The following is a 24,020-nucleotide window of genomic DNA, read 5'->3' as shown; positions in this document are numbered from 1 at the left end:
TCTTTTACCATAAAATAATTTCTTATGGTATAAAAAGAGAACCCCATAATGCCTTATAGGGTTCCCTTTTCATACCTTCAGTGAGTATCTCTATTATTTATGATTCAATTATCCAATATCCATTATCTATATCATCTGCAAAAAACAGTCCATCTGCCGCCTTTTAATACGCACGTCCCCAGTAAACCATCTTCTTAGCCGGTTTTTTACAGCAGATACATGTATCAGACAGGTTCTCCTGTTCAAAAGGCATGCACCTGGAGGTGGCTCCTGTTTCCTCTTTAATCTTATCCTCGCACTCCTGGCATCCACACCACATTGCCTTTACAAACCCGGGCTTATTGTTAATGGTGTCCACGAATCCATCCCACTCAACCGCTTCGTAGGTGTGGGAATCCCTGTGGGCCTTGGCCTTGTCGTACATAGCCTTCTGGATGGTATCAAGCATCTCAGAAACCTTTGTCTCCAGTTCATCCAGGGAAATGAAGGATTTCTCATGGGTATCGCGGCGTACCAGGACAGCCTGGTTCTTCTCCATGTCCTTTGGTCCGATTTCCACACGCAGGGGGATACCGCGCATCTCACAGTCAGCGAACTTCCAGCCCGGGCTCTTCTCAGAATCATCTGTCTTAACAGAGAATCCGGCCTTCTTAAGACGGTCCTCCAGCTGGAATGCCTTGTCAAGCACGCCTTCCTTCTGCTGCTGTACAGGTACGATCATAACCTGTACCGGCGCAATCCTTGGCGGAAGGACCAGACCGTTGTCATCGCCATGCACCATGATCAGGGCGCCAATCATACGCGTGGTCATGCCCCAAGAGGTCTGGTGCACATACTTAAGGGTATTATCCTTGTCAGTGAACTGGATATCGAATGCCTTTGCAAAGCCATCCCCGAAGTTATGGCTGGTTCCGGACTGAAGCGCCTTGCCGTCATGCATCAGGGACTCAATGGTATAGGTTGCCTCTGCGCCCGCGAATTTCTCCTTATCTGTCTTCTGGCCCTTGATGACAGGGATTGCCAGCACTTCCTCACAGAAGGCTGCGTACACATTCAGCATCTGGATGGTCCTTGCCTCGGCTTCCTCGGCTGTCGCGTGGGCCGTGTGGCCTTCCTGCCACAGGAACTCCCTGGAACGCAGGAAGGGACGGGTTGTCTTCTCCCAGCGCACAACCGAACACCACTGGTTGTATACCCTTGGCAGATCGCGGTAGGAATGGATATCCTTTGCATAGAAATCACAGAACAGTGTCTCTGAGGTAGGTCTGACACACATGCGCTCCTGTAATGGCTCCAGGCCTCCATGTGTCACCCATGCAACCTCGGGCGCAAATCCTTCCACGTGGTCCTTTTCCTTTTCCAACAGGCTCTCCGGTATGAAGATAGGCATATACACGTTCTGTACCCCTGTCTCCTTAAACCTTCTGTCCAGCTCATTCTGGATGTTTTCCCAAATCGCATATCCTGCGGGCTTGATTACCATACACCCTTTTACGCTGGCATAATCGCACAGCTCAGCTTTCTTCACCACATCCGTATACCACTGGGCAAAATCCACGTCCATGGATGTGATGGCTTCAACCATCTTCTTGTTGTCTGCCATGACTCATTCTCCTTTTCTGATTCTCTCTGTATCCTTTAGTTTTACCGAGGCAGCCGCCAGGAATGGCGGGAATGTATGTTCCAACACGCCCTGCTCCGGCTGATCCGCCTCCTCATCACGCAAAAAGAGCCATCCAAATCCCATGCGTTATATCTACGCAAGGGACCGAATGACTCGGCGGTACCACCCAAGTTAGCTTCCGGAATCCGTATGGCACTCCTGCATTACGCGGCGCTGCAATTACACAAATCTGCAATTCCACAAATCTGTAATTCCATAAATCTGCGCTTACGCGGAACTGCAATTCCATTGCGCTGCATCATCCATGCAGAACACATATGCCTGTACTGATCCATCCTGCTCTCTCATTATCCGTTAACGCCGGATATACGTTGCATTCATCATACAAAGCTCCAGGGCTGGTTGGGCATATGCGGGCGTAAGGACCTTCCACCGTGAGTCCTCTCTCTGTGACGTGCACCAGGCTTACTATTCCCCTTCATCGCTGTCTGTCATCTATTCATATAACATCATGGTCCGGGCCTGTCATGGAATCCAAACACGCCCTGGGATGATTCTTTTACGTATTGTTGATTTTACGCCAGAATCATGACTTTGTCAATGCTTAATCGTGAACAACATCCGAGGTACCCTGCCCGGCAGACAGCTTTTTAAATAAATCGTAAAATAATACATCCCTGTTGATATGGTATACATATCTTATTTCATGTGCGCAGCGTTTTTCCATCCATCTTCCGTCATTCCCCGGAAGCGGGCAATGTTCCATGCGGCTGTCCATGAACCGCCCGTCCACCAGCCATGCCACTGCCGTCACATCCCATATGGTCTTGCTCCAGGTGGGAAGGCAGTCCTTTCCTTCCATATAGGAACACACCGTTTCCACCAGATAATCGCACAGCGGATTCCTTCCCTTAAGCCAGTATTCCAGTTCAGGCCTTGTAAGGGAAAAACCTGACACCACGCCCTGGCAGGGAAGAAGAATGACAGGAACCCCGCTTCCCAGCACGACCCGTGCAGCGGTCACATCCTGTTCCAGGTTAAACTCCCGGTTATGGGGCCAGTGAAGCCCATTCCCTCCCAGCCACACCACAACAATCCGTTCCCTTATGGACGGGTCCATAAGAAGTGCCGATGCCACATTGGTGGCAGCCGCAATGGAGATGACATATAACGGATTGTCCGCTGAGTAAGAACAGGAAAGCCCTATCAGATGTCTGGCAGCAGCACTTTCTGCCGGATGCACGGATGAGGCATTTGAATCCCTGCCGCCGTCTCCCGCATCCAGGAAACGGTCTGCCCCCCGGTACACTACCTCCTTCATATCCTCCCGTCCCATCAGTTCCAATATCCGGTGAATCTCCTGAAAGCTTTTCTCCATCCCATCCCCCGGTCCGCAGGAACGGCTGTTGTGGAACGGGGCCGCTGATATCCCCTTCACATTCAGCTTATCCCCGGAACACAGCATATATGCCAGGGCAAACTGGTCATCCACCTCGTTATAGGTGTCCGTGTCCAGCACCACGTCCACCATCCCTTTTGGGAAATGAAGCCGTCTATCCATAATCCTCCTCACCGGCCTTGAACCAAATCCGGGTTCCAGAGCGTTTCTCCTGCCGCAGCCTTCTGCATATCCATCTCATGAAGCAGCGCAATCCCTTCCAGCACCAGTTCGGTGGCATCATCCGTGCCTGAACCTTCCTTAAATTTCCCGCCTGTGATGATATTATCCGTAATATGGAATACAGCCCCGCCCCGTCTGCCAAACAGGTTGCACATGGTCATGACAATGGAGGATTCCCTGTCCGTACACAGGATTCCGGCACGGTTGTAGGTCCCCAGCTTCTCAATGTTCCACGGCTGCATATAACCGCCTACGCTAGGTCTTCCATTCCCTACAAAATCACTGTCCATACAGGCAGTCACCCCCAGTTTATGTGCCTTTCCCAGGCGGCGGGCCGCCTGAATCATGGCAGTTACCACCTCATAGTGGCAGTATGCAGGGAATCCATGACCGATGTACGCCTTGGACGTACCATCCTCCCGGAATACGCCGCTTGATATGATGCAGTCCCCTATTTCAGCCTTTTCAGACACGCCGCCTGCAGAACCCACGCGGATGAATGTGCTGCAGTCCGTGTACTCCATAAAATCATTCAGCGCCAGCTCTACTTCCGGAGAACCGCTTCCCCCGCTGCACACCGATATCCGGGCGCCTTTATAAAAACCGGTATAAGTGGTGAACATGCCCGATTTACCGGCCAGCACAGGCTGATCAAGACGTTCTGCAATCAGTTCAGCCGGGTCTTTCCCGTACGCGGCCAGCGGGTCCCTTACCGTAATCAGCATATAGTCCCCAATCATTCCTTTGTCAATCTGGGTAATGGCTGGCTTTCCGTCAATGAACAGGCCTGGCTTTGGCACGTTTTCCCAATATTCATATCTTTCATGCATCAATTCCACGGATGCCCTCTTCTCATGTTCCATTGTAACCTACACCCTCCCGTCAATCTCCTGGGACACCGCTGCCTCCAGGGCCATGCGTATCATGTTCCCGAAACTCACTTCCCTCTCCTCAGGGCTTAAATGTTCCTCTGTAAATATCATATCGGATATTGTACACAATGCCACTGCCTTTTTCCCAAGCCTGGCCGCATTGGTGTACAGGGCCGCGGATTCCATTTCCACGGCCAGGGCGCCAATGTCCCGCCATGCCTCAAATACATCCTGTCCATAATGGAAGGCAGCACCCGAGAAAAGCATCCCCACCTTCACAGGCACCGACAGTTCCCTGGCAGCAGCCACCGTGCGGTTAATCAGGCCAAAGTCCGCACACGGCGCCAATGTGCCGGGAAGCTTCAGATGGTCTGCGTAACCGCTGTCCGTGGAGGACGCCAGTCCTATGACCACGTCCCCCAGCGAGAGCTGAGGGCTGAGGCCGCCTGCCGACCCCACCCGGATAATCTGCTCCACTCCGTAACAGTCATATAATTCATGGGAATAAATGCCCATGGAGCCTGCGCCCATGCCACTGGCCATAACAGAAACCGGCTTTCCCCGGTAACTGCCCGTATATGCGCAGATACGTCTTACATTGCTGACCAGACGCGCTCCGTCCAGATACCTGCATGCAATATACTCTGCCCTCACCGGATCCCCCGGCATCAGCACAACCGGGGCAATATCCCCGTTACAGGCCTGGTTATGGATGGTGGGAGTCCTTCTGCCCTTTTCATCTGTCTTATGATTCTCCTGCGGCATTGCCCAGCGCCTCCACGAATACTTTCTGATACATATCGCTGTCAATGGATACCGCCGACCGGATGGTATGCAGATCCTCCCAGCGGAAATGGTCCCTTCTGTCCCAGATGGTCATTCCTCTTGTCAGCTGGCTGCCGGTATCCACAGCCACCTTGATTTCCTTTGTGGTAAGCATGTCCGGGCATAGGAACGAACACATGGCTGTTGTATCAATCGGACCGTTGATGTAGATCCCCTGTTCTTCTATGGAGTTATTCTTATCTATGTAATCAATGATTTCCAGGGCGTATTTTGCCTGTGGATTCCCAATCCTCCTGATCTGTTCCAGTGTCTCGTCACTCAGGTTCACTGCCTCTGGGTTAAACGCCACATCCAGGCCGATGGTAGTGATATTCACCCCTGACTCATAGACAATTTTTGCCGCCTCCGGATCCACATACACATTCCATTCACTCATGGGATTGTCACCCGTGGCATTGGTAAACGCATAGTCCGTAAATCCATAAGATCCACCGATATGGTAAATCTCTTTAATAAGAGGGACAATCTCCGGTTTCATCATGATGGCCATGGCTACATTGGTAAGGGGCGCCGTACATACCAGGCTCACCTCCCCCGGGTATTTCATGACTTCATCAATGATTACATTAGCCGGAAACCGGTCAATGACCTTTGTGACGGGTTCCGGAAAGAAATGATTCCCCAGCCCATCCTCCCCATGGCAGTAAGGGTCTTTCGGATACTCCCTCACAAGAGGGTGAAGCATGCCCTGGGCCACCGGTATATCGGTCCTTCCCAGATGCTCCAGGATACGCAGTGCGTTGGCGGCCGTCTTATCAGAGGGCAGGTTGCCGCTCTCCGTTGTAATGGCCAGCAGTTCCACGTCCGGGTGGGTAAGCGCCATCATGATGCACACCGAATCATCGGTACCCGGATCACAGTCTAAAATAAGCTTTCTTTTATTCTCCATCATATCTACTACTCCTTATCTCCATATACTTTTATAATGCATTCCCTGTTCCTGGGTCCGTCAAATTCCAGGAAATAAATACCCTGGGAATGCCCCAGAAGAAGCTTTCCCTCCTCCACAATCAGAGTCATGGAAACGCCTATAAGGCTGGACTTCACATGACCTGCCGCGTCCTCAGGCGTATCGTGCTGATGCTTAAAATCCACCCTTGTGGGAATCAGCCGCCTGATTTCATCCTGTATGTCTTCATGACCCAGCGGATCCCAAAAAGAGGTAAGCGTGACCGCCCCCGTGGTATGTGTGGTATAGACCACGCATATCCCGTCCCTGACTCCGCTGTTTTCCACTATTTCCTTAATCTGTCCGGTCAGCTCCGTCACTCCGTTGCTTTTTGTCCTGAACCTAATGTGTTCTGCCAAACCCATTGCCTCCTGATTATTCCATTATGATTTCACGGCTGTTGACCGTGGTAAAGGAAGAGGGTGTCTCCTCCCATATCCCCTTAAACCCCCTGCTGTATTCCTCACCCAAAAGCGCAGCCGTGTACGCTGCCGCCAGCGCAGCCGGCACAAAGGAGAGGAATGGCGATAAAAGTCCACATGCCGGAGCCGGGAGTGTGATTGTCACTGTCCCTTTAAGGCTGCCGTCATTTGTCACCAGAAGGAAATCCCGTCCCATCTCATTCATCCTCTGTATCATTTCCCTGGTCCTGCTGTGGGCAGGGTTATCCTTGTCAGCAAACACCATGGTCATGGTGCGTTGTGTGGCACGCAGGAAATAATTCACATGGAACCAGTTTTCCGTATCCGAGTACAGGGCCAGAAGCCCCGCGGCCTCATACATTTTTTCACTTCCGTACACAGCGCTTCCCATGTCATAACCGGAACCATAAAACTCGGCCCCCCATGCATCCTTCTTCCTCTCAATATAGGAAAATACAGCGTCTTTCCACTTATCCATGCACTCCTCAAGCCGGTCCGCCATGGTAAGGAGGCTCTGCCTGTATGTCCCGGACTGTTCCTGGGTTATCTTAAGCCGCACCTCTCCCATCCGTATTGCAATCAGGTACAGGGCCAGGAGCATAGCCATATAGGTCCTGGTTCCAGGCGCCCGCTCAAATCCGGGAACAGACATCCCAATGATTTTATCCGCATTCCCGGCCAAAGGAGATTCCTTATCCGCGGTGACTGCCAGGACCATGGAGCCGCAGCCCCTGGTCCGTTTCACAGCCTCCAAAAGCCTGGCGGCCTTTCCGGAATTACTCAGTGCAATGACCAGCGGGTCGCCGGGGGTCTCCCCCACCCACTTCATCTGATAGTACCTGGAAAGTTCCAGGGGGCTTACTACCTGTACAGGCAGCCCCAGCATCTTCTCAAACATGTTCTGCGCTGCCACGGCCGCCGCATGGCAGTCACCGCTTCCTGTCAGGACAATCTTCTTCAGCATGTATATTTCCGGTGTGGTCAGCACTGAGCGCGTCTGTTCCTCCAAATCCGGATATATGTCACGGATAAGCCGGGCAAGGCTTTCCACCTGACGGCACATGGCATTTTCATTGTTCAGATTATTCAAATCACTCCCTCATTTCCTTCTAAAATAACATCTCCCCCTGCCTCAGATGAGGTGTCCTGTGCTGTGTATCCGGCTGTCAGTCCTTCCCAGCGCCTGCGCGCCCTTTGGGCCGCTTCGGGTTCAAACCGCCTGGGCGGCCCGAACTGTTCCAGGATTACCGACGCGGACGCGGCTCCCATGGCCCCGCACCAGGCAGGACTCAATCCCTGGCTCCATGCATACAGAACTGCTGCAGAAGAGCTGTTGCCTCCTCCTGTGGGGTCCACTACCTGGAGATCAGCCACACTTGGGCAGAATACCGTCCTTTTATTGGCAATCATGTAAGCTCCCCGGCTTCCCTGCCGGAAAAATACAGCACACCGGTATCCTTCCATCCTCCGGCAGATTTCTTCCATGTCATGGGTACCGTATAGAACAGACGCCTCATGCCGGTTGATGGAGAACAGGTCCGTCTTCTCCAGGTAATGTTCAATCTCCTCCAGATGTTCCGGTATCGCTGCATCTTCTGATATTTCCCATAATGTCCTGCAGCCATAGCGCTCCCTGATTTGGGCCATGCCGGACAGGAACTTCCTGTCCAGATGCTTGAAAAAATAAATCCCTTTGGTATCATCCCCGCACAGCCGCCCTACTTCCTCCAGGTCAGGGTCCAGCTTCCTGAATTCCCACAATCCCATATCCGGCTGGTCCGTACGGTCATCCTCCTGTCTGTAATCCACACATGACACTGCGTCCACGCTGCTTCTCACCACCAGGCCCTCCATGGATAATCCATTTTCCCTATACCAGCCTCCGTGGCGTTCCACATATTCCCGGCTCACACCGCCAGCCACGGCCACATGGGGTGTCCACAGGCGGATTCCGGCCAGCGCATAAATCCCGGCGCCCCCGGGCAGGCCGTCCATCCTGGTGCCGTCAGCCAGACAGATATTATCCGTGCCAACGCTGGATGCAATCACATATTCCATTTCCCCAGACCTCCGCTTCCTTATATACGTTCCAGACAGAAGCCCTTTATGAACATGGAGCCGGTATCCACCAGGAAACCCGCGCCTCCGGCGGTATACGGTCCGTCGCTGTCATGACAGGCCAAAAGACGCTTTTTGTCTACCAGCAGTTCCAGCTCCTGGCCCTTAACCCTGAATGTCATTTCATATTCCCGGAACTCTTCATAATCAAATCCCGCTTCTCCAAGGATTGTCAGTTTATCATCACACCGTTTGACAATACGGACCTTATCCATCCCCGTCATCACGGCCGCATAGAACCTTCTATGCCCCTTACTCCTTGCAACCAGCCCTGCCTTGTCATGAAGGCTCATCTTAAGGGTGGAGGTGACCTGATAATCCGTAAAATCGCTGGTCCCTATGGTTGCCAGACCTTCCCCCTCATCATGGCTGATACAGTACGTACAATTAAGGTTGGGGGAGAAATTCCTTGCACTGGCGACAAACGCCTGTGACCAGAACGGATTTAAGTCCCACATATCCTTCATAAGGATTCCCTCCTGGCAGAAGCGCCTCGGGGTATTACTCCAATCCGCACTGCGTATCACCACATAGGAGCTGTATCTGTATACACTCCCAAACTCATAGCCGAACCGGCATACCGGCATACCGCCTGTGTCAGGCACTTCCCACTCCAGTACATTGTCCCCCTTCTTCAGACGGAACGCAGGACTGTACATCACCTGCATCTTATCCACTGCATCCACATAGTGCACGCACAGGCGCACATACGGCGCAGTCCCATCAGGCGCAAATATAACTGTTTTCACGGTCTGTCCTGAATACAGGGTTGGGGACACGTATGTCTCATAATTGGAATAAACCTCATGGTGGTTCAGGAAGGTAGCCACGCTTACATTGGCCGGCGCCCCCTCTGCCAGGGCATTAAAATCCACCCTCAGCCCCGGCCGGTTTCCAAACCTGCTGTCATTGGACACCTGGATCCGTCCTGCCCTGTCCGCAAATAGCGGGCAGGCCATAAATCCCTGAAGGCTTCCCCTCTGTTCAAATGCGTACCTCTGCGCAGGCAGCTCAGCCTCCTCCCGACACCGGGCCATGGCTGCCTTAATGATTTTTCTGGATTCCGTCACTGCGTCCGTCACTCCCGCACCGCCGTCAGAGGTGATGATATAGAGCCTGTCAGCCACAGGAGTGCGAAGGTCGGCACCCTTGTCCATTGCGTCCAGCCCAAGCCTGATTCCATTAAAGCAGCCCACATTACCTGCATTACAGTCCGTATCCCAGGCAGACGTGGTGGCTATCTTAAGTGATTTCTGGAAATCATCCCCGCCCAGAAGGATGGAGGCAAGAACCATGGCGTGATTGGACATCATGGGACATGGACCATAGAAATTCTGATACCCATAATGCTCTTCCAACCATTGGTGCGCCTGCAGATAATCCCCTGTGCCGGCACACAGGTTCCTCACATCGTGCAGCAGGCGGCGGATGTCCTCTGTCTGTATGAACCGCTGGCAGTCATCCATGATTTTATCCACATCCTGCTCGTCAAACGCCATGCTCTCCATGGTTCCCAAAAAGCGGGCGGCATCAACGGCCAGTCCGTCATGGGATACCCTTGCACACTGTTCTACATAATAGGCTGCTGCCTCAGGGTCCCCCGGACACATCATGGCATAGGCATCCATGAATATCTGGGCCCCGATCTGTTCGGACATCACCCTGCCGATATTGGAGGCAGCCCCGCTGAAAGGAGCCTTGATACCCTTTTTCAGCATAAGGTAGGCACTGTGTTCCGTGGAATTGCCCAGCCCGCCCCACCACAGGATGGACCGGTTCTCAATAATATAGTTCAGCCAGCTGTTGCCAATATCCTCTGCCGTCACCTTCCTTCCGGCGCAGTCCTCCACAGCCCTGAAAAATCCAAAGGTACCTGATAAATCATCATCAGCCACAATCAGAGGCAGGTTCAGCCTGTCATGTATGTAATAGGAAATCTCCCCAAAGGTCTCCCTGATTTTCTCATAGGACCAGCCTTCCACAGGCCTTCCAAGGTAAACTCCCAGCAGTTTTCCGGTCACCCCGGCATATATCTTTTCCGCATATTCTTTTTTCCAGACCATATATTGCTCCTTTTCCAAATTATACTCAACTAGCCTTTTACCGACCCGGACACAATGCCGTCTATAAACTTCCTCTGTATTAATAGGAAGAATATGATAATGGGACCCACCAATGTCACCGTGGCTGCCAGGTTCAGGCCGTAATTCTGTGTATTCTGCCCATTGATGGCCAAAAGGGCCAGCATGGCTGTGAAATTCTTCTCTCCTATAAGGAAGGTGGATGACACCAGGAATTCATTCCACGTGTTAAGGGCCACAATGATGGATACCGTGATAATCCCTGGCGATATTACAGGTAAAATAATGTAGCGTATCACGGACAGGGTTCCCGCGCCGTCCATCCTGGCCGCCTCCTCAAGTTCCGTAGGGATACTCAGGAAAAATGTCCTGAGGAGGGTTATGGCAAGGGGCAGGTTGGTAGCTGCCTGTATGACGCTGACCGCAACCAGATTCCCCAGAAGCCCAAGTTTTGCATAGGTTTTGTAAAGGGGCACCAGGAACAGCTGTACCGGAACCGTCATTGCAAACATGAAATACATCATTACAAGTCCGGTCCCCTTTACCTTCCTGCCTGCCAGCACATATGCCGCCAGTATGGAGCAGAACAGGACAATCAGCACCGCTGACGCCGTATACACCAGGCTGTTCAGGATGGTATGTGAAAAATTGGCCGCCCTCCAGGCATCCATGTAATTACCCACGCCCGCCGTGAACTGAACCATCAGGGGACTCCGGACAATATCCTTATGTTTCTTGAAGCTGTTTATCAGCACCATGACAAATGGAAGCAGACAGATAAGTGCCAGGCACAGCAGGATAAGATGGGCTGTTAATTTACCGCGTATTCGTTTCTTCACCTTCATACCTCCCCTAAGACTGTTCTTCATTTTTATTCAGGCGCACATAGAAAATGGAAGCAATCATACCGAACAGGGACATGATCAATGCCACAGTGGAAGCCTTCCCCAGTTCCATCATATTAAATGCATACTTATAGGAGACAACCCCCAGCATCTCAGTAGCCTTGGCCGGACCGCCATTGGTCAGAAGATACACATAATCAAAATTCATAAAGGACTGTATGACAATGAGGATGGCCATCAGCACAAAGGTTGGCTTGATGCACGGAAAATACACAAACTTAAACAGCTGCCATCCGCTGCAGCCCTCCACCTTTGCCGCCTCAATCTGGTCTCCGGGTGTCTGGCGAAGGGCTGAAAAATAAATAACTGCCAGGAACCCCCAGTAATGCCAGATATCCACTGCCGCCACACCTGCAAGGGCCGTACGTGTGGAGGACAGGGGCGAGGATACTGCCAGGCCCAGCTTCTTCAACACGCTTACAATCCCGGTAAGGGGGCTGTAAATCATGCTCTGCCATATAAGCGCGTTGGCAATCGGTGCAATCACGTAGGGAAGCAGGTATATGATCTGGTAAGCATTCCTGCTTCTGCTTCTTCCTACCAGGAAAAAGGCTGCCGCCATTCCCATGGCCACCGGTACCACAAGATACATACACATCCATTTTACATTGTTGAAAATAACCTTCCAGAAACCCGGATCCGTAAACAGCGCTTTATAGTTTGCAAACCCGATAAAATTCATATCCTCTGCCAGTCCGTTCCAGTCCGTAAAGGAGGTAATGACCGTCCTTACGGCAGGAACCAGGATTACGCTGAAGCTGAGCAGGAGCGCGGGAAGCAGAAGTATATAATACTGCCATGTTTTTTTCAGGCTCTTATTCAAGATATCCCCTCCTATTTGCCCTGCGCCGGAACAGGGGGAACCAGTCCGGACGAAAGCTCTCCTTCAAAGACCGCATCCGCCTTATCAAGCATGTCGGATGCACTGTACTCCCCGAACCATACTCCATCAATGGCCACGAATTCCTCAAACGTCTGAGGCGGGATGTAGGAAGAGCAGTAGTAACCGAAATTCCCTTCATCAATGGCCTTGCAGGCCTCGCTGATTCCGCTGAGGAAGGATTTTGTCAGCCCTTCATATTGGGAAGCATCAATCTCATTCAGGGTGGTCAGGGGTACGCCCCAGTATCCGGGCCAGTCCACGGATATCCCGCTTACAAAATCATTGGTCAGCATCATATCCAGGAACTCGGCGCACACATCTTTGTGTTCAGAACTGGCGTTGATGGCCAGCAGACCGGTGGCACCGATGGTATAGGTAGGATCCACTCCCTCCCGTCCTGCCGGGAATACCGTAAATCCAAAATCATCTTTATGTTCATCCACAGCATAGGCCGACAGGTTCTGGACAAATTTAAGCGGCCCGAAGAAAAACGGCGCGCCTCCCTCCCCCAGTATGGAAGCTGCCTCCCCCCAGCCAAAATTGGTATAATCCGAACACAGATATCCCTTCTTATACCACTGGGAAGATGTTTCTATGGCGGACAGCATGGCGGGTGTATTCCACTTCTGCTCTCCTGTAAGGCACTTATAGACCTCGGACGGGCCGGCAAAGCTGTTAATGAAAAGGGAGGCGTAATCCTCGTTGGTCTCCCGCCATCCTGCCGCACCTGTGACGGAACCATAAAGTCCCTTTTCCATGGCCTGGTCCATGACAGAGGTTAACTCCTCCAGTGTGGAGGGCACACTCCATCCGTTATCCTCCAGGACACGCCTGTTATAGACCATTCCAATCACATTCAGACCCATAGGTATACTGTAAAGCCTGCCCTCAACCGTGGAACTGTCGTACATGGGTCCTATGATACGGTCCTTCCATCCGTATTGTTCCGAATATCCGCTTAAATCCGCATACTTTCCCGCCTATATGTAAGACATGGCCAGGGACGGGGAAGATTCGTATACAATATCCGGACCCTCATTGGCTGCCAGGGCCACCGCCATATCCTTATTCACAGAGCCCCTGTATTCCACCGTCAGTTCATATTCAGGATGGGCCGCATTAAACTTGTCAATCAGCACCCGCTGAAGAGTCGCCTGCTGTTCTTCATTGGAACTCCAAAACCACATGGTAAGCGGAATCTTTCCCCCCGTCCCCTGGGTATCCTTTCCATCTGCAGCTTTTCCGGTCTGGACAGCACCCCCATCAGCCGCAGTGGATGATGCGTTTCCTGAACCACCGCATCCAGCCAGCAGCCCTGCCGCCATGGCAGTAGCAGCCAATATACTCAATATCTGCTTCTTCATCATCGAACTTCCTCCTTCTTGAACCATTGATTCTTTACTTGATAAAATCCCTATATGAAAAATTGGTAATTTGTGGATTATCATGTGATAAAGCGCTTTATCACATTAATAATTCCCTGTTTTTGCTTGTTCGAGCTGGTTATGCTTAAATTATTATACGATTTGTACATGTTTGTCAAGATATTTTTTAAAATTATTCAGCATTATTTTTTACTTTTCACTTTTATCAAAATAAATATTGACATTTTCCATTAAATCTCCCATAATATCTATAGGTTATCCGCTTTACCAAGCGTATTACACATTGCTGAGAAACCAGAATTTAAGATAAATGAGGGATTTGCATGATAACAACAAAGGACATTGCCGAACTTGCGGGGGTATCCCCCACCACGGTTTCCCTGGTGCTCAACAACAAGAAGCACCGCATCTCACAGGAGACCTGTGACCGTATCCTGCGGATTGCGCAGGACCTGGGTTATACGCCCAACCAGATTGCCGTATCGCTGGCCACCAGGAAGACCAACACCATTGGGCTTATACTGCCCGACATTACCAACATGTTCCTGTCCACCATAACACACAGTGTGGAGCGCACCGCCTATAACCACCATTATGGCGTATTCCTGTGCGATGCGGACAATGATGTGGATAAGACCCTGTACTATATTGACGTACTGCAGAAGCGCTGCGTGGACGGCATCATCATCATACCGCCTGCAACCATCAACGAGGGGGATTATCCCAAACGCTGCTCCGATATCCTGAACCGGTGCCAGATTCCCTATGTACTTCTGGAATACGCCATCCATGATATTTTCCATGACTTCATTACCCTGGACAATGAGATGGGGGGATACATGGCCACAAAGCATCTGCGCGACATGGGCCATACCAGGATCGGATGTATCACCGGTCCCATGTCAGAATACGGGGCCAGGCGCCGTCTCAACGGTTATAAGCAGGTGCTGGAGGAAAGCCGCATTGCCTACAACCCGGACTATGTTAAATACGGCACCTTCCAGTATGATTCCGGTTACCAGCTTGCCCAGGAGCTGCTGGCTACTGATATAACGGCTATGTTTGTAAGCAATGACATGATGGCCATCGGGGCTTATAACGCCCTGGAACGGAAAGGCGTGCGTATACCGGAGGATATTTCCATTGTGGGATTTGACAACATTCCCCTGCTGGAAACCATGAACATTCCCTTAACGACCGTCAACCAGCCCCATGCAGCCATGGGCAAGAAGGCATTCGAGGTGCTGCTGGGACGGATTGATGACCCGGATAAGCCACACAGGGATTACTATTTTACCCCCAGTCTGGTGGAGCGCACATCCGTATTGAATCTGGATCCGCAGTAAACATCCGTGATTGTCCTGCATCACCCGTCCGTCTCCCTGGTCCACACCTCCACCAGGTCCTCAACCAGCAGCAGCCCCAGCGGCCCAAGGATAAACCCGAAAAATCCAAACAGCTCCAGCCCCACATACACGCTTGCCAGGGTTTCCAGGGGGGACAGGCCCACCTGGCCTCCCATCATGCGCACCTCCAGTATCTGGCGCACGAAATAGCAGACCAGGTAAAGGCCGGTCAGTATGACCGCCTGTTTCCAGTCCCCTGTCAGCAGTTCCAGGAAGGCCCACGGGATGAGCACGGTGCCTGTGCCGAATATGGGAAGGGCGTCCAGGATCCCGATGCCGATACCTGCCATGATATAGTATGGATTGCCTATTATGAACATACCTGCAATGCACAGCCCGGTGGTGATGAACAGGATGATGCCCTGGCTTTTAAACCAGGCTTTTCCCGTCTGTACCAGCCGTCCCCCAATGAGGTTGAATTCCTTCCTGAAGGTTGACTGGTCCCGTCTCGTCCTCAGGTCCTCCATTTCCTGCAGGCTCAGTATGGCTGCCAGGAACACCACCAGGCTGATGATGGCCCATTTCGCCAGACAGGCAATGATGGACAGCGAGTTGGTCATCAGGAACGGCATGGCAGCTGTCTTTCCCGTGTCCACCAGCTGATAAAGCATTTCCCCGGCCAGGTCCGCCACACAGTCATATCTCAGGCCAAAGGCAGTTTCCACACGGTGGCAGCTCCCGGTCAGCCATATATCAAAACGGTCTATCCACGCAGGAAGGTGCATCATCAGCATTTTCCCTTCCGCACACAGCTTAACAGCCCCCATATACAGTCCTGTCCCCAGAATAGATATAAGTACCAGAAACTCTGCACCCCCAATGACCCCGATGGGCATATGGAAGGTCTTTCCCTTTACATGGATCCGCATCCTGTATGCCAGGAAACGGGCGGAGGGACGCAGGAGAAGGGCGAATATATAACCCGCTAAAAAAGGAGCCACGAGGGGCAGCAGGTATCTAAACCCAGCATACACCGCTCCCGTGGTTCCTGTTATGATTAATAATTTCTTCAGTTTCTTACCCGGCTTTTCCATGGACTCACCTGTTTCTGATTCGTACTTCCTTTGTACCCTCTTAGTATGAGCCGATGGTTGGAAAATATACCAGCTGATTTTTCTCAAAATCTGGATGGATATCCTGCATTAATTCTCATTATTTTTAATCATTTCCTTTATCATGTTCCTGTTAAATGTCATATGCATCATCATGGCTGACTTTGCTCCCATGGGATCCTTTTCCTCTATGGCGTCCGTCACGGCCCTGTGGGTCATGATGGTTTCCGCTGTCAGCCTTCTGTGGGTCACATTCACGAACATCATGACCGCCGTATCAATCAGGGGTATCAGCTGTTCCACCACCTTGTTGCCCGAACATCTGGCAACCCCGGTATGGAATGCAATATCCTCTTCAATATAATTTTCGTCATTCTCAATCTTATATTCAATGATACGGCAAAGCTCACGAAGCCGTTCCACATCCTCCTGGCTGGCATTGAGGGCAGCCATCTCGGCAATTCCCGGTTCCAGTATCATACGGACATTCACCAGGTCCAGGGCCAGGGCCATCTTGTCCTCCATCGCCCCCAGCCCCAGAGGATCCATGTCCACAGGCGTGGTGCTTACCACATAGGTGCCGGACCCCCTGCGCACCTCCAGGATTCCCCTGGAAACAAGAAGCTTCACAGCCTCCCTGACCGTGCTTCTGCCTACCCCGAACTTTTCTCCCAGTTCAAATTCATTGGGCAGCCGGTCCCCTAAGGCAACCGGTGTGTTTAATATATACTGGAATATCTGTTCCTGAACCTGCTCTGCAAGCAGTTTTCCCTTTAAATTAACTGAATCATCCATGTCCTTACCCCCGCGGTGCAGGATCGGCAGCTGCTGCTTCCTGCATTTTTCTGTGATAATTGTATCAAAAATCACAGCTGTATACAAGTGCGGCATCCATTTCAAGAAATTCTTCCTATTTACCCCATGCCGATGTATAATAAACGTGAAATATCTCTTTAACCGTTAATACTTTGAAAGCCATTGAATGTAGGAACGAGGAGAAACAGCCATGACTGCTGATAATTTAATCAACCTGCTGGATGCGCTGACCGAAACCAGCATTTATGTGATAGAAGAAGATTCCCACCGTCTCCTTTACTTTAATAAGCGCTGTCAGGAAACCGGGCGGCAGAAGGCAGGACTTGGCAGCCCATGCCACCAGGTGTGGCCTGAGCACTGTGACAATTGCCCATTAAGCGCGTTGGGCGATGGACTGTCCAGCCATATATTATCCTATGATCCCCTTCTTAAAACAACGGTTGATGTCACTGCCAACCGGATTATCTGGGATGGCCATATCAACGCAGTTGTCATAACAGCCACCCCCCACCGGATGAGCTTAAAAGAGGAACAGGGGCTTTGGAGGTTCAGCCGGATATATGCCCAGAGCCTTGTAACTGTTTTTGGGGAATGTATTATTGTCAATCTAACCGCGGACTATTATGTCAACTGTCAGAAGGATGCAATGTGGACCGATATTCCGGAACACGGTAATTTTGATTCAGAAAACCGCAGATATTCCAGTCAGGTCCTGCACCCGGATGACCTGGAGCAGTTTGAGCAGTATTTTACGCGGGCATCCATGCTGCGTATATTCGGGACCGGAAAAAAACAGATTACCAGGCGCCTGCGCCGTCTGACCAAGGACGGCACCTATCATATCGTGGAGTTTACCGCCGCCAAGGTGGAGCCTCCGGCTGAAACAGGCTGCTGGTGTGTCCTGGTTTACCGGGATATCCAGGACGAATACATGCTGGAGCAGCGGCGCAATGTCGAAATCAGCCAGCTGGCAACAGCGGCCCGCACAGCCTACCAGATGCTGATTGCGGTCAATCTGACCCGCAACACCTATGATATGCTGGAATATAACCGTTATCCTGTCAGTAAACCGGCTGAATCCGGTTATTTTACCGACCTGATAGCTGCCGAATATGAAACAGTGCACCCTGATTATCAGAAGGAATTCATGGACAAATTCTCCCGCCAGTCATTGATGGACGCATACAGGGGCGGCCAGCATATCGTATCCATGAAAATACCCCACAGAGGCACGGACGGCCTCTACCACTGGAGCCATACCGAGGTAGTCCACGTGGAAAGCCCTGACACGGATGACCTGATTGAGATTACCCTGTCCCGCAGCATCGACGAGGACCGCAGGATACAGGAGGCTGCCATTGAGAAGGAACGCCAGGCCAAACAGCTTCTTGAGGAAGCGCTGCAGAAGGCGGAAAATGCCAACCATGCCAAGAACGATTTCCTTTCCAAAATGAGCCATGACATCCGGACTCCCATGAACGCAATCATCGGAATGACCCAGCTGGCCCGGCTGCATACAGGGGAGGAGGAGCGGCTGAAGGATTACCTTGAGAAGATAGCCAATGCCAGCACCCATCTCCTAAGCCTGATTAATGAAGTCCTGGATGTGAGCAAGATTGAGAGCGGCACCGTGAAACTGGAAGAGAACGAATTTAACCTGAACCATCTGCTGGAGGATGTGGTGGAGATGGTGCGTATTTCCCTTGACCAGAAATGCCAATCCCTGTCCGTCCATATAGAAGAGGGGCTTCATCCCCAGGTACTGGGCGATGAGCGGCGGCTGAAACAGATACTGGTCAATATCCTGGACAATGCCTCCAAGTACACACCGGAGGATGGCAGGATTTCCATACGGCTGAATGAACTTAACAAAATGACCCAGACCATGGGGACCTACTGCTTTATTATTGAAGATACCGGAATCGGCATGAAGCCGGAGTATATTGAACACATATTTGAACCCTTCAGCCGGGCGGACGACAGCCGGACCAGCAAGACCGTGGGGACCGGGCTTGGCATGACCATTGTGAAAAACCTGGTTTCCATGATGGGCGGTGATATCCAGATAGAAAGCGAATATGGAAATGGCACCCGTTTCCTCATTACACTCACATTGACCAAATGCGGCGCCCCGCCTGTCATTCCTGGTAACAAGCCCAATCTGCCTGAAACATTTCCCGGACTGCGCGTCCTGCTGGCAGAGGACAACGAAATCAACCAGCAGATAGCCGTGGAAATGCTGAGTCTTTTGGGCGCCACGGTGGATACCGCTGAAAACGGCCGGGTGGCGGTTGATATGGTCCTCTCCCATCCGCCTTTATACTATGATATTATTTTCATGGACATACAGATGCCGGTAATGAACGGGTACGATGCAGCCCAGGCAATCCGCAGCAGCCAGATGGAGTACATCCAGGAGCTGCCCATCATTGCCATGACGGCTGACGCCTTTGCCGAGGATGCCAAGCGCGCCCGGCTTTCCGGAATGGACGGACATCTTGCCAAGCCGGTTTCCATGGACCAGCTTAAGAATGCGCTTTCCAGCTGCCTTCTCTGGAAGGAGAAGAACCAGCGCAAGGAGGCTGCGGGGGATGGACGCCAGGAGGATTGATGCGGGGGATGGAGCGGGGTTGGCAATGGTTGGTATGATTGCCTTTAAAATGGTTCTTTCTGAAAAGCAATACACTGCTTTTCAGAATTAAATAGAAGGATGGTTCAATGAATTGTCTTCTAAGCTAACTACTATTCCTATTAGCAAAATTCGGAGTATACTGGGATTTCCAAATAACTGGAAACGCTAAAAAACACTTCGATGATTTCAAAAATCCCTTGACAATGTGACCTTAATTCCTTATTCTTAATCCAAGTGGTTAAAACTATTTTAATCACATATAATATGATTGAACGTACCTTGATGACCTACGTGGCTCAAGGGCATGACTTTTAGGGGAACTGGTTTAGTACCGGTTCCTCTATTATTCTGGCTCTTTGTCAATAGTTGGGGTGGGATTTGTAAAATCCCGCCCCAATTCTATGAAAAGGGCCCTTTTTATGTTTAGTTCCAGGTTTTACTGATTTTGGGCATGCCAAATAAGCCTCCGCATTACCGACCTTTTTATCCTATGATGTACAGTGAAGTATCCGGGTTCGGAACCGTTTGAAATTCCGGATTCCGTAGCTACTCCGTTTTAATACCTTTATCTTGTTGTTAAATCCTTCTGTGGGACCATTTGTCAACCCGTATTTAAAGGCATTCAGGATTTCTTTTCGCCAGGCCCTGTAGGTCTTAGCACAGGCTTCAAATTCCTTGATCCCACAGCTCTGTGCATTCGTAATCCAGTCATCAAATTCCTTCTGCTGCTGACGATACGCTTCCATCTGGCAGATATCATAGAACCACTCTTTCATCCGGTGTGCCAGACGTAGATCCTCGCTATAGTGAAGCATTAAATCACAGGCCTGTTTGTTCTCATCCTTCAGCTTTTTATAGCGGGTCAGAATGAGTTTCCGGCTGCGTTTATAATACTTACGCAGAGAAACCGGCATGGACCGCTGCAGTCGTTTGCGTACATTTTCAATCGCCCATGTCACCTGCCGGATGAAATGATATTTATCCACGATGATTGTAGCGTTTGGAAAGAAGGTCTGTGCAAGTTCGGTGTAGGGGCGCCACATATCGCAGACGAAGAACTTTACCTTCAGGCGTTCTTTCCTGGGAATGTTCCGCCAATAATCAGCCAGATGGCTCTGGGTCCGATCCGGGAGAATGTCGAGGATCCTGCGCTTTTTCGGATCAACCAGAATGCACTGATATTTACCGGTAGAAGCATTGCCTTTGAATTCGTCAATGGAAAGCGCTTGCGGAAGCTGGTCAGGCGGAGAATAGCAAATCGTGTCCAGAAGGCGGCAGACCGTCTGGACGGAAACACCGGTAAGCTCTGCAATCTGTTTTAAGGAAAAGGTCTGCCGGAGCAGGGAGACAATGTAAAATGCCAGCCTGCGGGTCCTGCGGTGGTATCTGGGGAGGAACGAATAGGGTTCCGTGAACCGTTTGCGGCAGTATGGGCAGAGGTAGCGGCGTTTGCGAAGGAGCAGGATAACTTGTTTTCCCAGTAAGGGAATGTCCTGGACCTCTTGTAAACGGTAATCATGAATCCGTTTTGTATTAGCCCCACAGCAGGGGCAAATCTGTTCTACCGGTTGGGACTGGATGAAAATTTTAATGAAAGAGTCTGCCTGAACCACTTTTTTAATAAAAACACCTTCCAAGTTAAGGAAAGCCTTGGTATAATTAGGGTACATCTATAAGGGGTCACCTCCATAACATTAAACTTTGGTCGGAATAATGGGTTTGGGAGGCTTCTTATAGATGTATTTTATTACAATCAAAAGAATGTTGGAAGTGTGCTTTTCAGCACACCCCAACATTCAGTATAGAACCATTATTTTAATCTAATATTGTACTCAAAAAGCAGGATAGGTGTGGGAACCCAGCAATCATGCTGGGTTCCCACGTTATTTTCATTATTCCCACTCAATCGTAGCCGTTGGCTTCGGGCTTATATCATAGCATACCCGGTTCACATTCTTAACTTCCTTCAAAATCCTGTCCGTAATCTTCTGCAGCACGTCATAGTCAATGCGCTCAATGGTGGCTGTCATGGCATCCACCGTATTCACGGCCCTGATAATCACAGGGTAGTCAAAGCAGCGCGCATTGTCCCTTACGCCCACTGACTTAAAGTCCGGCACAATGGTAAAATACTGCCAGACCTTCTTGTCCAATCCGGCATTGGCGAATTCCTCGCGCAGGATGGCATCGGATTCCCGGACTGCTTCCAGACGTTCCCTTGTGATAGCGCCAAGGCAGCGTACTCCCAGGCCAGGGCCGGGGAATGGCTGACGGTATACCATGTCATAAGGAAGCCCCAGTTCCAGGCCGCAGGCCCGCACCTCATCCTTAAACAGCTGTCTCAGCGGCTCAACCAGTGTGAAGTCCAGGTCCTCGGGAAGCCCGCCTACATTGTGGTGGGATTTGACTACCTTGGCTGTCTTGGTTCCGCTCTCAACAATGTCCGGGTAAATGGTTCCCTGTGCCAGGAAGTCGATTCCCTCCAGCTTCCGTGCTTCTTCTTCAAACACGCGGATGAACTCGGCGCCGATGATCTTGCGCTTCTGCTCCGGGTCAGCCACGCCCTCCAGTTTGCCAAGGAAACGCTCCACGGCATCCACATATACCAGGTTGGCATCCATCTGGTTTTTGAATACTTCGATTACGCTCTCAGATTCACCTTTTCTCATAAGGCCGTGATTCACATGGACACAGGTCAGCTGCCTGCCGATTGCCTTAATCAGAAGGGCCGCAACAACGGAACTGTCCACGCCTCCTGACAGGGCCAGAAGCACCTTCCTGTCCCCTACCTGTTCACGAATCAGTTCTACCTGGTCAGATATGAAGTTCTTCATATTCCAGTTGGCCTGGGCGCCGCATGTATCAAAGACAAAGGAACGGAGTACCTGGGCCCCATCCCCATCCCAGCCGCTGATGGAACACTCACATGCCGCAGGTGCATGGTCTGCCGCCATCACAGGAAAACCAGCCTCATAAATCTCAGGCAGCACGTCAATGGCAACGCCATCCACCACATGATTGGGGCCGCCGTTGATGATGACACCCTTTACATTGGGCAGCGCCTTAAGTTCCTCCGCAGTAATATCATGGGGATAAATCTCGCTGTAAACACCCATTTCCCTGATGTCCCTGGCCAGCTTGGTGTTCTCAGAACTTCCCAGGTCCAGAATCACTATCATATCCTGTTTCATCGTTTGCCTCCTAGTTCATTTGTATTATTTTTTTATTTTCTTCATTATACTATGCCCCGGGCCTGGTTACAAGCAGGAATGTCCTGCGTGGGCGTATCCTTTGGCTGTGATGTTAAAATGGACAGGACCCTGCATTCCTGCATGACGGCCTGTTTCCATGGCCTTGGGTTCTGTCCATAATTATTCTGTGGGTTGTGCATGATTTATATGGCTGGTATATTGCTATACCTGCTATTGTGTCTCTTCTCCGAGATAAGCCAGTACCGCCCTCAGGCAGCCTTCTACGCCAACCGGGCCGCTGTCCAGGCACAGGTGGTAGTTCTGGGCCCTTCCCCATGTGTTGCCGGTGTAGTACTGGTAGTATTCTTTCCGCTTGCGGTCTACTTCACGTATACGGCGCTCCATCTCTTTCCCGTCTGACTCAGCTTCTGATTCCAGCTCCAGCATGCGCTTGATCCTGTCTTTCATTTTGGCATAGATGAACAGGTTCAGGCTGTCGGTCAGTATCATATCCGCGCAGCGCCCCACTATGATGCAGGGTCCGTGGGATGCCAGCCTGCGGATTACATTGGACTGGGCTACAAATATCTGATCGGACATGGGTATCTGGTACACTTCTGAAAATGCGTGGTAGAACTGCCTGTCCAGGGGATCGTGCACAACGATATGCTCGTCATAATGCTGGAATGCATCCTCTGCAATATTGATATCGTCTGCTGCCATGGAAATCAGTTCCTTGTCATAAAAGGGAATCCCCAGCTTATCAGCCAGCTTTACTCCCAGTTCACGGCCTCCGCTTCCGAATTCACGGCTTATTGTAATGACCTTATCCATATAGCACCGCCCCTTTCTGTTGGATGGTTGGTTGTTGTGTGGCTTGTAGGTAATGGCGATGGGGTGAGGGGATGGGGCCGGGGTGTGCGGTGAAGCTGGGGCACAGGGGCCGGGATGCACGGTGGAGCTTGGATGCGCGCTATCCTGGGACATCCGGTGGAACTGGGATGCACGGGGGCCTGGACATCCGGTGGAGCTGGGATGCACGCTGGCCGGGACATCCGGTGGAGCTGGGATGCGCGGGGGCCTGGACATCCGGTGGGGCTGGGATGCGCACTGGCCCGGGATGCCGCGGCCGCTGGGTGGGGCGCGGCATCCCGGGTCCGCAGTGCGCGCTCAATTCCGCTGCGCTCCATTTCGCTCACGGGCTTCGCCCTATACAA

At 51.4% G+C, this 24,020-nt stretch carries 19 protein-coding genes and 1 pseudogene; 2 read left to right on the top strand and 18 right to left on the bottom strand.

The genetic code is table 11. From position 1 onward, the window contains the following. Nucleotides 1-163 precede the first annotated feature (163 nt). From proS to MCJ35_RS27690, 13 genes and pseudogenes are all read right to left on the bottom strand, one after another. Nucleotides 164-1,603, bottom strand: a complete 1,440-nt coding sequence (gene proS / locus MCJ35_RS27750; RefSeq protein WP_008724217.1) for a proline--tRNA ligase — start codon at nt 1,601-1,603, stop codon at nt 164-166. 625 nt (nt 1,604-2,228) lie between these two features. After that, nucleotides 2,229-3,185: a nucleoside hydrolase gene (locus tag MCJ35_RS27745; RefSeq protein ID WP_025484205.1), complete on the bottom strand. Its 957-nt coding sequence runs from the start codon at nt 3,183-3,185 to the stop codon at nt 2,229-2,231. An 8-nt stretch (nt 3,186-3,193) separates the two neighbouring features. Further along, nucleotides 3,194-4,108 carry a nucleoside phosphorylase gene (locus MCJ35_RS27740; protein WP_025484207.1) on the bottom strand — a complete coding sequence of 305 codons (915 nt, stop codon included), beginning with the start codon at nt 4,106-4,108 and terminating at the stop codon, nt 3,194-3,196. Between the two features lie 6 nt (nt 4,109-4,114). Next, nucleotides 4,115-4,882: a purine-nucleoside phosphorylase gene (gene deoD, locus MCJ35_RS27735; protein WP_025484208.1), complete on the bottom strand. Its 768-nt coding sequence runs from the start codon at nt 4,880-4,882 to the stop codon at nt 4,115-4,117. Continuing rightward, complete coding sequence (locus MCJ35_RS27730; protein WP_051400605.1) at nt 4,863-5,855, bottom strand: nucleoside hydrolase; 993 nt, start codon at nt 5,853-5,855, stop codon at nt 4,863-4,865. Before MCJ35_RS27730 ends, deoD begins: the two co-directional genes overlap by 20 nt. Nucleotides 5,856-5,860: 5 nt before the next feature. After that, nucleotides 5,861-6,271, bottom strand: coding sequence for a secondary thiamine-phosphate synthase enzyme YjbQ (locus tag MCJ35_RS27725; RefSeq protein ID WP_025484211.1), 411 nt, complete (start codon nt 6,269-6,271; stop codon nt 5,861-5,863). A gap of 16 nt (nt 6,272-6,287) precedes the next feature. Then, the gene (locus MCJ35_RS27720; RefSeq protein ID WP_025484213.1) at nt 6,288-7,424 is read right to left on the bottom strand and encodes an SIS domain-containing protein; all 1,137 of its coding nucleotides are present in this window, start codon (nt 7,422-7,424) and stop codon (nt 6,288-6,290) included. Further along, nucleotides 7,421-8,392 carry a carbohydrate kinase family protein gene (locus MCJ35_RS27715; RefSeq protein ID WP_025484214.1) on the bottom strand — a complete coding sequence of 324 codons (972 nt, stop codon included), beginning with the start codon at nt 8,390-8,392 and terminating at the stop codon, nt 7,421-7,423. The genes MCJ35_RS27720 and MCJ35_RS27715 overlap by 4 nt, the downstream gene beginning before the upstream one ends. 20 nt (nt 8,393-8,412) lie before the next feature. Beyond that, nucleotides 8,413-10,515: an ADP-ribosylglycohydrolase family protein gene (locus tag MCJ35_RS27710; protein ID WP_025484215.1), complete on the bottom strand. Its 2,103-nt coding sequence runs from the start codon at nt 10,513-10,515 to the stop codon at nt 8,413-8,415. A gap of 29 nt (nt 10,516-10,544) precedes the next feature. Further along, complete coding sequence (locus MCJ35_RS27705) at nt 10,545-11,378, bottom strand: carbohydrate ABC transporter permease (RefSeq protein WP_025484216.1); 834 nt, start codon at nt 11,376-11,378, stop codon at nt 10,545-10,547. A 7-nt stretch (nt 11,379-11,385) separates the two neighbouring features. Next, nucleotides 11,386-12,261, bottom strand: a complete 876-nt coding sequence (locus tag MCJ35_RS27700; RefSeq protein ID WP_227794502.1) for a carbohydrate ABC transporter permease — start codon at nt 12,259-12,261, stop codon at nt 11,386-11,388. Nucleotides 12,262-12,272: 11 nt separating this feature from the next. Then, nucleotides 12,273-13,286, bottom strand: a pseudogene (locus MCJ35_RS27695) (ABC transporter substrate-binding protein); the annotation flags it as partial. 15 nt (nt 13,287-13,301) lie between these two features. After that, nucleotides 13,302-13,688 carry a hypothetical protein gene (locus tag MCJ35_RS27690; protein ID WP_051400607.1) on the bottom strand — a complete coding sequence of 129 codons (387 nt, stop codon included), beginning with the start codon at nt 13,686-13,688 and terminating at the stop codon, nt 13,302-13,304. Between the two features lie 341 nt (nt 13,689-14,029). On the opposite strand from MCJ35_RS27690, the gene MCJ35_RS27685 reads away from it, so the two are divergent. Next, a complete protein-coding gene (locus MCJ35_RS27685; protein WP_034576986.1) occupies nt 14,030-15,052 on the top strand; it encodes a LacI family DNA-binding transcriptional regulator in 1,023 nt (340 codons plus the stop codon). 20 nt (nt 15,053-15,072) lie between these two features. Here MCJ35_RS27685 and MCJ35_RS27680 read toward each other — a convergent pair whose 3' ends face one another. Beyond that, on the bottom strand, nt 15,073-16,146 hold the full coding sequence (locus MCJ35_RS27680) for an AI-2E family transporter (protein ID WP_025484218.1): 1,074 nt from the start codon (nt 16,144-16,146) through the stop codon (nt 15,073-15,075). 108 nt (nt 16,147-16,254) lie between these two features. Beyond that, nucleotides 16,255-16,959, bottom strand: coding sequence for a FadR/GntR family transcriptional regulator (locus MCJ35_RS27675; protein WP_034577000.1), 705 nt, complete (start codon nt 16,957-16,959; stop codon nt 16,255-16,257). A gap of 211 nt (nt 16,960-17,170) precedes the next feature. Here MCJ35_RS27675 and MCJ35_RS27670 point away from each other — a divergent pair, with 211 nt between their 5' ends. Beyond that, nucleotides 17,171-19,591, top strand: coding sequence for an ATP-binding protein (locus MCJ35_RS27670; protein WP_025484219.1), 2,421 nt, complete (start codon nt 17,171-17,173; stop codon nt 19,589-19,591). A gap of 509 nt (nt 19,592-20,100) precedes the next feature. Here the strand turns inward: MCJ35_RS27670 and MCJ35_RS27665 are convergent. From MCJ35_RS27665 to MCJ35_RS27655, 3 genes are all read right to left on the bottom strand, one after another. After that, on the bottom strand, nt 20,101-21,282 hold the full coding sequence (locus MCJ35_RS27665) for an ISL3 family transposase (RefSeq protein WP_240299690.1): 1,182 nt from the start codon (nt 21,280-21,282) through the stop codon (nt 20,101-20,103). A gap of 222 nt (nt 21,283-21,504) precedes the next feature. Next, entirely contained in the window at nt 21,505-22,803 is a 1,299-nt protein-coding gene (gene guaA / locus MCJ35_RS27660; RefSeq protein ID WP_025484223.1) for a glutamine-hydrolyzing GMP synthase, read from the bottom strand. Nucleotides 22,804-23,034: 231 nt separating this feature from the next. After that, nucleotides 23,035-23,637, bottom strand: coding sequence for a cytidylate kinase-like family protein (locus MCJ35_RS27655; RefSeq protein WP_008724181.1), 603 nt, complete (start codon nt 23,635-23,637; stop codon nt 23,035-23,037). Nucleotides 23,638-24,020 lie beyond the last annotated feature (383 nt).

The organism is Enterocloster sp. OA13 (genome assembly GCF_022440595.1).
GTDB lineage: Bacteria > Bacillota > Clostridia > Lachnospirales > Lachnospiraceae > Enterocloster > Enterocloster hominis.
Note: the sequence above shows the minus strand (reverse complement) of the source record. Positions and strands in the feature narration are given on the sequence as shown.

What these genes read in the sequence shown, in the direction of transcription:
- proS (WP_008724217.1), bottom strand. Translation starts at nt 1,603, where the DNA reads ATGGCAGACAACAAGAAGATGGTTGAAGCCATCACATCCATGGACGTG.
- MCJ35_RS27745 (WP_025484205.1), bottom strand. Translation starts at nt 3,185, where the DNA reads ATGGATAGACGGCTTCATTTCCCAAAAGGGATGGTGGACGTGGTGCTG.
- MCJ35_RS27740 (WP_025484207.1), bottom strand. Translation starts at nt 4,108, where the DNA reads ATGGAACATGAGAAGAGGGCATCCGTGGAATTGATGCATGAAAGATAT.
- deoD (WP_025484208.1), bottom strand. Translation starts at nt 4,882, where the DNA reads ATGCCGCAGGAGAATCATAAGACAGATGAAAAGGGCAGAAGGACTCCC.
- MCJ35_RS27730 (WP_051400605.1), bottom strand. Translation starts at nt 5,855, where the DNA reads ATGATGGAGAATAAAAGAAAGCTTATTTTAGACTGTGATCCGGGTACC.
- MCJ35_RS27715 (WP_025484214.1), bottom strand. Translation starts at nt 8,392, where the DNA reads ATGGAATATGTGATTGCATCCAGCGTTGGCACGGATAATATCTGTCTG.
- MCJ35_RS27710 (WP_025484215.1), bottom strand. Translation starts at nt 10,515, where the DNA reads ATGGTCTGGAAAAAAGAATATGCGGAAAAGATATATGCCGGGGTGACC.
- MCJ35_RS27705 (WP_025484216.1), bottom strand. Translation starts at nt 11,378, where the DNA reads ATGAAGGTGAAGAAACGAATACGCGGTAAATTAACAGCCCATCTTATC.
- MCJ35_RS27690 (WP_051400607.1), bottom strand. Translation starts at nt 13,688, where the DNA reads ATGATGAAGAAGCAGATATTGAGTATATTGGCTGCTACTGCCATGGCG.
- MCJ35_RS27685 (WP_034576986.1), top strand. Translation starts at nt 14,030, where the DNA reads ATGATAACAACAAAGGACATTGCCGAACTTGCGGGGGTATCCCCCACC.
- MCJ35_RS27680 (WP_025484218.1), bottom strand. Translation starts at nt 16,146, where the DNA reads ATGGAAAAGCCGGGTAAGAAACTGAAGAAATTATTAATCATAACAGGA.
- MCJ35_RS27675 (WP_034577000.1), bottom strand. Translation starts at nt 16,959, where the DNA reads ATGGATGATTCAGTTAATTTAAAGGGAAAACTGCTTGCAGAGCAGGTT.
- MCJ35_RS27670 (WP_025484219.1), top strand. Translation starts at nt 17,171, where the DNA reads ATGACTGCTGATAATTTAATCAACCTGCTGGATGCGCTGACCGAAACC.
- MCJ35_RS27665 (WP_240299690.1), bottom strand. Translation starts at nt 21,282, where the DNA reads ATGTACCCTAATTATACCAAGGCTTTCCTTAACTTGGAAGGTGTTTTT.
- guaA (WP_025484223.1), bottom strand. Translation starts at nt 22,803, where the DNA reads ATGAAACAGGATATGATAGTGATTCTGGACCTGGGAAGTTCTGAGAAC.
- MCJ35_RS27655 (WP_008724181.1), bottom strand. Translation starts at nt 23,637, where the DNA reads ATGGATAAGGTCATTACAATAAGCCGTGAATTCGGAAGCGGAGGCCGT.